Origin of the sequence: Bordetella genomosp. 4, assembly GCF_002261185.1 — a bacterium.
Taxonomy (GTDB): domain Bacteria; phylum Pseudomonadota; class Gammaproteobacteria; order Burkholderiales; family Burkholderiaceae_B; genus Bordetella_A.
The window spans coordinates 142,011-152,922 of record NZ_NEVQ01000009.1 but is presented as its reverse complement, the minus strand read 5'-3'; the positions used below and the strand labels follow the sequence as shown (position 1 = coordinate 152,922).

13 protein-coding genes are annotated in these 10,912 nt (G+C 59.8%); 1 reads left to right on the top strand and 12 read right to left on the bottom strand.

Going from position 1 to position 10,912, the window contains the following annotated elements; all coding sequences use genetic code 11:
- Positions 1-233: 233 nt before the first annotated feature.
- Complete coding sequence (locus tag CAL20_RS07425; protein ID WP_373558280.1) at positions 234-1,247, top strand: ABC transporter substrate-binding protein; 1,014 nt, start codon at positions 234-236, stop codon at positions 1,245-1,247.
- A gap of 14 nt (positions 1,248-1,261) precedes the next feature.
- On the opposite strand, the gene CAL20_RS07420 is transcribed toward CAL20_RS07425, so the two are convergent.
- From CAL20_RS07420 to CAL20_RS07365, 12 genes are all read right to left on the bottom strand, one after another.
- Positions 1,262-2,080, bottom strand: coding sequence for an N-acyl homoserine lactonase family protein (locus CAL20_RS07420; RefSeq protein WP_094820198.1), 819 nt, complete (start codon positions 2,078-2,080; stop codon positions 1,262-1,264).
- Positions 2,081-2,083: 3 nt separating this feature from the next.
- Entirely contained in the window at positions 2,084-2,797 is a 714-nt protein-coding gene (locus CAL20_RS07415) for an ABC transporter ATP-binding protein (RefSeq protein ID WP_094820197.1), read from the bottom strand.
- A complete protein-coding gene (locus tag CAL20_RS07410) occupies positions 2,784-3,569 on the bottom strand; it encodes an ABC transporter ATP-binding protein (RefSeq protein WP_094837526.1) in 786 nt (261 codons plus the stop codon). The genes CAL20_RS07415 and CAL20_RS07410 overlap by 14 nt, the downstream gene beginning before the upstream one ends.
- On the bottom strand, positions 3,566-4,537 hold the full coding sequence (locus CAL20_RS07405; protein ID WP_094837525.1) for a branched-chain amino acid ABC transporter permease: 972 nt from the start codon (positions 4,535-4,537) through the stop codon (positions 3,566-3,568). Before CAL20_RS07405 ends, CAL20_RS07410 begins: the two co-directional genes overlap by 4 nt.
- Before the next feature lies 1 nt (position 4,538).
- Positions 4,539-5,408, bottom strand: coding sequence for a branched-chain amino acid ABC transporter permease (locus CAL20_RS07400; protein WP_094837524.1), 870 nt, complete (start codon positions 5,406-5,408; stop codon positions 4,539-4,541).
- Between the two features lie 14 nt (positions 5,409-5,422).
- The gene (locus tag CAL20_RS07395) at positions 5,423-6,586 is read right to left on the bottom strand and encodes an ABC transporter substrate-binding protein (RefSeq protein WP_179266630.1); all 1,164 of its coding nucleotides are present in this window, start codon (positions 6,584-6,586) and stop codon (positions 5,423-5,425) included.
- 11 nt (positions 6,587-6,597) lie between these two features.
- Positions 6,598-7,458: an alpha/beta fold hydrolase gene (locus tag CAL20_RS07390; RefSeq protein WP_094837522.1), complete on the bottom strand. Its 861-nt coding sequence runs from the start codon at positions 7,456-7,458 to the stop codon at positions 6,598-6,600.
- Positions 7,455-7,841 (bottom strand): hypothetical protein, encoded by a 387-nt coding sequence (locus CAL20_RS07385; RefSeq protein WP_094837521.1) that lies wholly within the window; start codon positions 7,839-7,841, stop codon positions 7,455-7,457. Before CAL20_RS07385 ends, CAL20_RS07390 begins: the two co-directional genes overlap by 4 nt.
- 106 nt (positions 7,842-7,947) lie before the next feature.
- Positions 7,948-8,625 carry a 3-oxoacid CoA-transferase subunit B gene (locus tag CAL20_RS07380; RefSeq protein WP_094837520.1) on the bottom strand — a complete coding sequence of 226 codons (678 nt, stop codon included), beginning with the start codon at positions 8,623-8,625 and terminating at the stop codon, positions 7,948-7,950.
- Positions 8,615-9,307 carry a 3-oxoacid CoA-transferase subunit A gene (locus CAL20_RS07375; protein ID WP_094820190.1) on the bottom strand — a complete coding sequence of 231 codons (693 nt, stop codon included), beginning with the start codon at positions 9,305-9,307 and terminating at the stop codon, positions 8,615-8,617. The genes CAL20_RS07380 and CAL20_RS07375 overlap by 11 nt, the downstream gene beginning before the upstream one ends.
- Positions 9,308-9,340: 33 nt before the next feature.
- Positions 9,341-10,513, bottom strand: a complete 1,173-nt coding sequence (locus tag CAL20_RS07370) for a thiolase (protein WP_094837519.1) — start codon at positions 10,511-10,513, stop codon at positions 9,341-9,343.
- Positions 10,510-10,899, bottom strand: a complete 390-nt coding sequence (locus tag CAL20_RS07365; RefSeq protein WP_094837518.1) for a Zn-ribbon domain-containing OB-fold protein — start codon at positions 10,897-10,899, stop codon at positions 10,510-10,512. The genes CAL20_RS07370 and CAL20_RS07365 overlap by 4 nt, the downstream gene beginning before the upstream one ends.
- Between the last annotated feature and the right edge of the window lie 13 nt (positions 10,900-10,912).

The following is a 10,912-nucleotide window of genomic DNA, read 5'->3' as shown; positions in this document are numbered from 1 at the left end:
TAGGTAGGCCCGAACGGGCCGGACGAGGTGAGCGAACACGGTGTCCGGCGCCCGCGCGCCGGACCGGCTTTGTGAAGCCCGCACGGCCCGATTGCCTCGGCTCGACGTCCAATAAGCAAACCACCCTTCGATCACTGAATACCGCATAAATAAGAGATAGCAAGGTTAATCAGAGCCGACCACGTACAATGAAATTTCCATCCGCCATCCGCCCAGGAGTTCCCATGCGCCTGATGCGTTCCGCTCTGAGCTTTCTCGCCGTCCTGACCAGCGCCACGGCGTTGTCTTGGGCCCCATCCGCCTCCGCTGCCTCGACCTCCTCCGCAGCCTCTTGTGAAATCGATCGACCCGTACGCTTTAGCGGGCTGAACTGGGAATCCAATCTCGTCCTCGCTGGTATCGAACGTTTTATCGTGGAACACGGCTACGGTTGCAAAACGTCGGTAGAGATCGGCGAGACCTTGGCCATGCTGGCCGCGTTGCAACGTGGCGATGTAGATGTGACGCCTGAGGTCTGGCCCGGCCAGATTGAAGTCGCCTGGGAGAAAGCTCAAAAGTCCGGCAAGGTCCTTGCCGCAGGCCATGTCTTTGACGCGGGTGAAGGTTGGTACATTCCACGCTACACGCAAGAACGCCATCCTGAGCTCAAGCAAGCCGCCGATCTGAAGACATTCACCAAGGTCTTTGCCGACCCCGAGGACCCATCCAAAGGGCGCATCTATGGCTGCCCCGCCGGCTGGGCATGCGGCACCCTGAATGCAAACCTGCTCAAGGCGCTGCAACTCGAAGATCAATATACGCTCTTTGCGCCCGGCTCCGGCGCCGCGCAAAAGGCCGCCATCATCTCGGCCTATAAACGCAAACGCGACATTGTGTTTTATTACTGGACACCCACGGCACTGGTAGGCTCGCTGGACCTGGTCAAGCTGGAACTGCCGCCGTTCGATCAAGCGGCCTACACCTGCATGACCGATCCTAAATGCGAAAAGCCGGTTGCTACCGAGTTCAAATCCAATCAGGTGGTCACTGGTTTGAACGCCGATTTCGCACGCCAGGCTCCGCAGCTCAAAGCATTTTTCACGAAACTCAATGTGCCTGATGCGGCCATCGATGACACATTGGGATGGCTGGAAAATGAAAAGGCCGAGCCCGACGACGCTGCGCTGTACTTCCTGCGCAAGTATCCGGACGTGTGGCAAAAGTGGGTTCCCACGGATGTTGCCGAGCGCGTGCAAGCGAAGCTATAGACGCCCGCACTCCTTCACGACCCGAAAGGCTCGGGCATCTCGTGCAGCATGACGATGTCCGGCTCGCCGGGATACGCGGGATACCGCCGCAATACTTGCGGGTCGTGCCCAGGCACGACATAGTCCGGACCAGCGACCGCCTCGCGTAGCCGCTGATGGCCTGCCAGCATGTCGGCCACGTTAAAAACAATGGGGAACGGGCGCCCCTCATCCATGTTCTCGTAAAAGTGGCTGGCGTCCGAGGCCAGCACGACCCAGCCGCGGCGAGTATGTACGCGGACTGCCTGCAGCCCCTTTGTATGGCCGCCGATTTTCAATAACTCAATGCCCGGGTACAGCGGGGCGTCGCCGTCATGAAACACGACGAGTTCCTCGTACACGCGGCGCACCATCGATACCACGTCCTCCACCTCGTAGGCGTGGCGCAACGATGCGTGGCACATACAACGTCCTGTCGCATAGTCGAGCTCGTCGTCTTGCACATGCAGGCGTGCGCCCGGCACCTTGGCCAGATTACCTGCATGGTCATAGTGCAAATGCGTCAACACCACATCGCGGATCTGCCCTGGCATCACCCCCAATCGTTCAAGGCGCTCCACCGGACAGGCAATAAAGTCCCGACGGCGTCGGGCTGCCATTTCCGCACTGAAACCGGTGTCCACCAGCACGCTGCGATGCTGATCCCGTATCAACCAGACAAAAAAATCCATGGGCATCGGTCCGTCGTGCGGATCGCCTCCCAAGAAATTCTCGGCGCGCCGCCGCGACATCGTCGCATAGCGGACTGCATAGACTTCGTATTCCGGTAACGCCTGTGAAGCAACGCCGGTCATAGGTCAGATTCCAAGATAAGCCTTTTGTACAAAGGGATCGGCGAGTAATTCGATGCCCTTACCGGTCCTCACGATCTCGCCATGCTCGAGTGCATAGGCACGATGCGATAAACGCAGCGCCAAGCGCGCATTCTGCTCGACCAGCACGATCGACATCCCTTTGTCGCGATTGATCCGCTCGATCGCGGCAGCAATTTCACCGACAATTTTAGGAGCAATACCGAGGGATGGTTCATCCAGCATCAGCAGCCGGGGATTGGCCATGAGGGCTCGGCCTATCGCCACCATCTGCTGCTCTCCCCCGGACAATGAACCCGCCAACTGCGCGCTGCGCTCTTTCACCCTGGGAAACAGCGCATATACCTCATCCAGGCTATGCGCCACGGCCGAACGCGACCGCACACCGTGTGCCCCCGCCAACAGATTGTCGCGCACAGACATGCGGCCAAACAGGCGCCGGCCTTCCGGCGACAGTGCGATTCCGGCAGAGACCCTGGCAGCAGCTCCCTGCGCAGCGATGTCGTGACCATCAAAACGTATAGTGCCTTCGGCAGCGCGAACCAAACCAATGACAGCCTTCAACGCCGTGCTCTTGCCGGCGCCGTTTGAGCCGATCAACGCAACGATCTGGCCCGCATCGACCGAGAAATCGATGTTATGCACGGCACGCAACGCGCCATAGCGCACCGTCAGGCCGCTCACTTCAAGCATGGGCATAGTCGGGTGCTCCTAAGTAGGCTTCAATGACGGCGGGATGTTCACGGATCTGCTGCGGCGTGCCTTCGGCGATTTTTTCTCCTTGCACCAGCACCACGATACGTTGGCACAGCTCCATTACCAAGGCCATATGGTGCTCAACCAGCAGCAAGGTCAAACCGTGTTCATCGCGCAGGCGGCGCAATAAATTGCCCAGTTCCCGGCACTCTTCGTGATTCAAGCCGGCGGCTGGCTCATCGAGCAGCAACATGCGGGGCCGAGCAGCCAATGCCACGGCAATACCCAGTTTTTTCTGCAGGCCATAGGCTAAAGCGCTAGCGGGTGTCTCACGCCACGACTCGAGATCCGTCATGGCCAGGATGCGATCGATTTCCTCGCCCACTTGCCCTCTGGATAACGCAGCATCACGCCGCCCGACCAGGCGCGCGACCATCGATCCAGAGATTCGCGACAACAGCCCGCGATAAATATTCTCTGCAACCGACACAGCAGGATAGGTGCAGGTCGCCTGGAATGTACGAGCCAGCCCCACCGCGACAACACGGCTCGGCGGGCCTCCCGTGACATCATGATCCGCGAACCTCACCGTTCCCGACGACGGCGGCATGCTGCCGCTGAGCACATTGAAAGCCGTTGTCTTGCCCGCACCATTGGGGCCGATGAGACCGAAGATCTCGCCCTCTGCCACCGAGAACGTCAACTCGCGCAACGCAGTCAATCCGCCAAATCGGCGCGACAGATTGTTGACCTGCAATAGCGGTGAGGAACTCATGCATGCTCCTTGCGTCGACGATAGACATGGCGCGCAATACCGACCAACCCATCGGGCAAAAAGCGCAGGATCAAGATCAACGCGGCGCCGTAGAACACGTGCTGTGTCTGCACCGCACCGCGAAACAGTTCCGGTAACGGCGTCAGCACCAAGGCGCCGATCAACGGGCCCCATACCGATTGACGCCCGCCTATCACCAGCATGATGACAAACGCAACGGACATCCCGGTATTGAAAGACTCGGGCGACACAAAGCCGATATAGCGCGCCTGCAATGCGCCCCCCAGTGCAGCCAACATGCAACCCAAGACAAAGCACAGCAGCTGCAACCTGTGCACATTCAGGCCTGTGGATTCCGCCAAGGCAGCGTTATCACGCACGGACTCGATCGCATGCCCCAGCGGACGTCGAAACAGCCACCACAAGCCTGCCGTGGACAACAGTGCCGTCACCAATGCCAAACCATAGAACTGACCGCGCGTATCGAATTCGAATCCTAGCAGCGACGCTGCCGGGATACCCGCTATGCCGTTCGCGCCGCCACTCCAGCTCGCCCCGTCCAGCAACGCCAACCTGACCAGTTCCCCAAAGGCGAACGTGACCAGCACAAAATACACGCCACGCAGGCGCAGGATGACCCATCCCAAGAGTGCGGCAATCAACGCCGCCGCGATCACCCCTGTCGCGGCGGCCGGGAGAAAAGACCATCCCAGATGCTGGCCCGCCAGCACGGAGGCATAGGCGCCTACGGCAACGAATGCGGCATGGCCCAGGGACAATTGTCCTCCGAGATTAATGAGCGCCAAACCGTTGACGATCAGGATGTTCAACGCCGCCAATACTGCCAGATGCAGCACGAAAGGACTGCCGAACCATGGCAGCATCCCCGCCAGCACGATGCCGGCCAGCACTGCTATCCGCCAACCGGGACGCATCGTTTGTCGAGACGTCAGAGCCAATGCCGTCATATCAGACCTCTCCTCGACCGAGTAAGCCCTTGGGGCGTACCACGAGCATCAGAATCACCAAGGCGAAAATCAACATATCGGCCGTGCTGCTCGTCAGATACAGGCTGGCATAGCTTTCCACCAATCCCAACACCAACCCGGCGACCGCGGCGCCAGGAATACTGCCCAGCCCACCCAGGATCACCACGATAAAGGCCTTGAGCAATGGCGTAGCACCCACGAATGGCGACACCGAAAACAACGGCGCCATCAAGGCACCCGCCACGGCAGCCAAGCCCACGCCAATGCCGAACCCCAAGGGATAATAGATACGGGCACGTATGCCCTGTATCGAAGCGATTTCGAAATCCTCGACCACAGCGCGCAATGCGCGACCCGGGCGCGAATAGCGCAAAAAACCATACAGCAACGCCAGCACCCCGAGGGCAAAAATCACGACGTAAACGCGCGCCGAGGGAATCACCACGGATCCCAGCCTGGTCACGCCCTTTACCACGGCGGGCATAGACAGCGGATCGGGACCAAAGAACATCAGGGCCAGGTTCTGCAAGATCATGGCCAATCCAATGGTGGCAATCATGCCGTTGAGTTCATCGTGCCGGAATGGCTGCAATATCACCCATTCCAGCAGCGCCCCTATGACCACTGCGCCAGCGAACGTGACGGCCACGGCTGCCAGAAAAGGCAGATGTAGATTGCTCGTCAGGAAATACGCGCCAAAGGCGCCCAGCATGTAGAACTCGCCATGCGCAAAGTTCACCATGCGCATGACGCCGAATACCAGCGTGAAACCCACGGCCATCAATAGATACAGCAGGCCCACGACCAGTCCGTTGATGGTGGCTTGCGCCACCAGAATGCTCCAGTCCACGCACGCCTCCCGGGTTATTGGCAGCCGTCGACGGTGCAGCGAGCGCGAATGACTTCCTTGGCCTCGTGCACTTGCGCCACATAGAATGGCGCATTCAACTGATGGTTGATGCCATACATGGCCTGCCCGGTCCAATTCAGTGTGCCCAGCGCCCCGTCAAAATTACTGATCTTCTGCAATTCATCGCGGACCTTTTCAGTATCCGACACCGTGCCGGCACGGCGCATCGCTTCGAACAACAGATTGGTGCCGTCATAGAAAGCGGGACTGAATCCGTTCATCGCATGCTTGTATTTGGCTGCGTACAGCTCGGCATAGGCCTTGGTCGAGGGCAGCGCGGGGTCGACAGGCGTGTGCACAAACATCCCTTCTGCCGCCTCCGCCCCCGCCACATTGATGATTTCCTGAGTCGCGGGACCACCCGTGCGCACGACCTTTCCGGAGAAGCCCAATTCACGCGCCTGCTTCACGATCAGGCCCGCCGTCGTGGGCGAATTGCCGTCCAACTCGATGGCGTCGATTCCCCGCGCCATCATGCGGGTCAACAACGGTACGAAATCGACGCGATCACGCTCGAAGAATTCCTTCACCGCGAGGTCTGCGCCAGCCTTCTTGTAGGCGCCTTCCAAGTCTGAAGCGATCTGCTGACCCGTTTCGTCGTTGGGAAACAGGGCGCCCACTTTTTTCAAACCCTGTGTCTTCACCAGCCAATTGATCTGCGGTTGCGAGACCTCGGCGGTGGTTACATTGGGGCGGAACGTATACGGTTTGTCGGGACTCAGAGCTTTTGCCGTAAAGCCCAGCGTCATGACAATGACCTTGTTTTTCTCGGTGGTAGGCTGTATTGCCAACACAGGCGCCGAGCCCACCGGACCGATGATGTACTGCACTTTGTCTTCGAACACGAGACGGTTGGCCACTGTCACAGCCTCGTTGGCCTGGTACTTGTCATCGTAGGCCACGACACTGACCTGATACTTCTTGCCGCCCACCTCGAGTCCGCCTGCCTTGTTGACTTGATCGGCGGCGATCTCCGCGGCGTTTTTCATGCCCTGGCCCCAGGCAGCGCCTGCCCCGGACAACGTTACCAGGGCACCGATTTTCAGTGTCTCTTGAGCGCAGACTGCCGCGGGCAAAACCAGGCAAGCTGCAACTGCCGCCATACGAGTGGATATCATGTTGTCTCCTGTTATCGGGCCGCCGAGCGGGACGCGACCGCATCCAGCACGGGCAGCAAATAGCCGCGAAACTGCTGCGGGTTCTCGCTCATGGGGAAATGCCCCAGTTCGCGCATGATCGTGACTTGTGCCCCCGGAATGGACGCGGCAGTACGCAAGGTGTCCTCGGGCGTACAAGAAAAATCGTATTCACCTGTCAACAGGTACAAGGGGCACACATCCGTACGGATGCCATCCAGCCTGCCACGCAGATCGCCATCGACGCGATAGAAATACAGATCGCCGCGGAACACGCCCGGACCGCCTTGCATGTACTGCCATAGCGTCTCGTGGCGATATACGGCAGGCGACTGCGGCGCCACGAGACCCGACACCAAGGCGGCACACACCTCGCCGCCATGCACATCGCCGCGATGCAGCCACGAGGTGTCGTACCAAGGCTGCTGAAAGTCCGCAGCCTCGACGCCGATCAGGGCGCGGAAACGTTCCGCATGCAACCGGGCCAGCTCCAGCACAATCCGGCCGCCAATAGAACAACCGATCAGCGCGGGACGATCTAATGCCAGCGCATCGCAAAACGCCAGGATCGTCTGCACATACAGTTGTGTCGTCAATTGATATTCGGTGTCCTGCCACCCTTGCGGCGGATAGGATTTGCCATGCCATGGCATATCAAACGCGATCACGCGAAAGCGCGAGGTCACGGCCTCATCGCACATCAGATGCCGATACTGACGGCTGTCGGCACCCGCGGTATGCAGACACACCAACGGGATACCGCTGCCGGCCTCTTCGAAATACACGCGGCAAGATCGGCCAGCGATATCAAGGTGCACATAGCGCCCCGTGATGGGCTCCAGTCCGGCGCTCATGGGGTCTCCTCGCGGCCCATGGCCAACAGATCCTTGACGTACTGCAGGTTGGCCATCAAGGGCTGCAGATTGCCCAGGATTTCCAGCTCTCCGCGCTTGCTGAGCGCAAAAATATCGTGCCAGCCTGGGGCCGGCGTTGCGCGCCAGAACTCCTGCCAGGCGTGTTCCGACGCACGCACAGCAAAATCCCATGTGCACATGGGCGGCAACTGCGTTTGCATCTGCACGACCGCGCCATCGCGTATGCATACGCGCACAGGACTGGCGCCAAACTGCACCAACATCTCTGCAGTGAACAGACGGTTTCGCGCAAATGCGCTTGCAGCCTGCACAAAACGCGCAGCCAACTGCGCCCCGGCAGGCTGGTCTATCTGGATATTCATGTCTCCATTCCCATGGATCGTTCTTTTCAACAGAACATTTATTCTTTCTATAAGAACATTCTAGGCAAGCTGGTTTCTCGCTGTCAACCAACTTGCCGCACAAAAATCAGTTTGCTTCGACGGTCAGCTCGCGCCAATCGGGCGCCAAACTCAACGGACAATCCGTCACGGCCTGCAATGCCTCCAGCGTCAGGCCAGCCACCATCCCTCGCACCATCAGTTCACCCGGCGTGATATCGATGATGGCGAGGTCCGTATAGATGCGATCGACCACCCCTGAGCCCGTCAGCGGGTAACTGCATTGCTGAACGATCTTTGGCTCGCCGCGCTTGGTCACGTGCTCCATCGTGATATAGACCTGACGTGCGCCGGCCACCAGATCCATGGCGCCGCCCACGGCCGGAATCGTCCCTGGCTCGCCTGTATCCCAATTCGCCAGATCGCCTCCGCCTGACACCTGAAAAGCGCCAAGCACAGTCAGATCCAGGTGGCCACCGCGCATCATGGCAAACGACATCACATGATCGGTAATCGAGGCACCCGGCAACAACGTGACGGCCTCTTTACTGGCATTGATCAGATCCAGATCAAGGGGCATTCCAGGGTCCCCAGGCCCCATGCCCACGATACCGTTCTCGGTATGCAGAATCACATCGCGATCGTTGGGCAGGAAAGCCGCCACCAGCGTAGGAATGCCTATGCCCAGGTTCACATACGCGCCATCGGGGATATCCTGTGCGACCAGACGGGCGATTTCCCGTCGCGACAACTTTTCAATGGACATGTTGATCTCCCGCCTGCACCACTCTCTGCACGAAAATCCCGGGGGTCATCACGTGCTGCGGCTCAATCGCCCCCAAGGGCACAATCTCATCTACCTGAGCAACCGTCAGCGTCGCAGCGGTACACATCACCGGCGCAAAATTGCGCCCCGCGTAGCGATAAACGAGATTGCCCCAGCGGTCGCCTTGTTGGGCCTTTACTAACGCGAGGTCACCTTTCAACGGCGTTTCGAGCACATAACCCACGCCATCGATGACCCGGGTTTCCTTGCCCCGCGCGAGTGGGGTACCGTAGGAGGTCGGCGTAAAGAAAGGGCCCATTCCCGCACCGGCGGCCCGCATCCGTTCGGCCATCGTGCCTTGCGGCACGCATTCCAGCTCTATGCGTCCGGCACGATAGGCATCCGCAAAGGCAGCGGCATTGGGATTCTTGCGATCCGATGACCGGGCGAATGAACAAATCATCTTGCGTACGCGCCCTGCCTCGACCAGTTGACTCAGACCGCGCGGACCATTGCCCGCGTTATTGTTCACGATCGTCAGATCACGAGCGCCCTGTTCGAGCAAAGCGCAAATCAATGCGGTCGGCACACCGGAAGCCCCGAACCCTCCTATCAGCACCACCGCCCCATCCTGCACATCGGCTACCGCCTCATGCAACGATTCCACGATCTTGTCCAACATGGTTTTCCTTGAGATTTGTCGCAAGACCTGCGCTTAACGTGTCGACGGGCCACCCAACAATGCGGTGGACTGGCTGGACAATGTCCCCCCGTTACCATGCACCAGGGCAATTTCGGCGCCGGGAACCTGACGATTGCCGGCTTGCGCTCTCAATTGCCTGACCGCCTCGATAATGAGGAAGATGCCGTACATGCCAGGATGAACGCACGACAGCCCCCCGCCATTCGTGTTCACCGGCAGCCGGCCTCCCGGCGCGATACCGCCATCCTGTACGAAAGACCCACCCTCGCCCTTGCCACAGAAACCAAGGTCCTCCAGGAACAACAATGTGTTGATCGTGAAGGCGTCATACAGCTCCACCACGTCCACATCGGCAACGCTCAGACCCGCCATGTCAAAGGCACGCTGGCCGGATTCGGCTGCGGCAGTCACCGTCAGATCGGCCATGCTGGAGATCTGACGATTCCACACCGCCGTGGCACTGCCCAATACGTACACCGGCGGTTGCGGCAAATCGCGCGCCCGGTCGGCACGCACCATCACATAGGCGCCAGCGCCGTCCGTGACCAGGCAGCAATCACGCACACTCAAAGGGTCCGACACCATACGCGCGCCCAGCACATCGTCGATCGTCAGTGGGTCGCGCATGGCCGCCTCGGGATTGAGCTGCGCCCATTGACGCGCGGCGACGGCGACTTCGGCCAGATGCCGTCGCGTCGTTCCGTACTCATGCATGTGCCGCGCGGCGGCCAGTGCATAGGAAGTGATGGGCGAAATCGGTTCGTAGGGTTGCTCGAATGGCTGAGGGTCGAGCAAGGCGCGGGCTTTTACGCCGGCCTGACGCCCGAAGGTGGCTGTTTTTTGTGTACTGCCGTAGCACACCAGTACCGCATCGCATTGGCCCGCCACCAGCGCCATCACCGATGGCAGCAGATGCGCGACAAAACTGGAACCGCCCAACATCGTCGCCTCGATATAACGTGGCCGCAATCCCAGATACTCGGCCACAGGCATGCTCCACATGGTGGCCGACGAACTGCACGTGGCCAAGCCATCGATGTCGCTCATCGACATCCCGGCATCCGCGACCGCTCTCGCAGCCGCCTGCGCCAGGATTTCCATTTCGGTATATCCGTGGGCCGCCCCCAGACCTGCGTGCCCGACCCCGACGATCGCCACCTGGCCGCGCAAACTCTCCAGATTCATTCTGCAGCCTCCGTCACAAAAACCAGCCGCGGTGCGGCATCCATCTGGCGTATCCGCGCCTGCACCGCCATGCCGATACGCACGTCTGTAGCAGCGATCCCTTCGACCTGACTCATCAGCCGTACACCTTCTTCCAGATCGATCAGAGCGACGTTGTAATCCCCTCCTGCCTCAGGCTTGCGCCGCACGACACTCGTGGAATACACCGTGCCTCGTCCAGACGGACGGATCCAAGTCAGATCCTCTGCACCGCAATGCACACACACAGTACGAGGGAAAAACTGGCAGGCCTGGCAAACGTCACAATGCTGTATCTCAAACCGCCCCTCCGACAGCGCGGCAAAGTAATACGCCTGCGGCCCCACCCCTGCCGCCTCAATGGTCATATCCGCTCCCTTA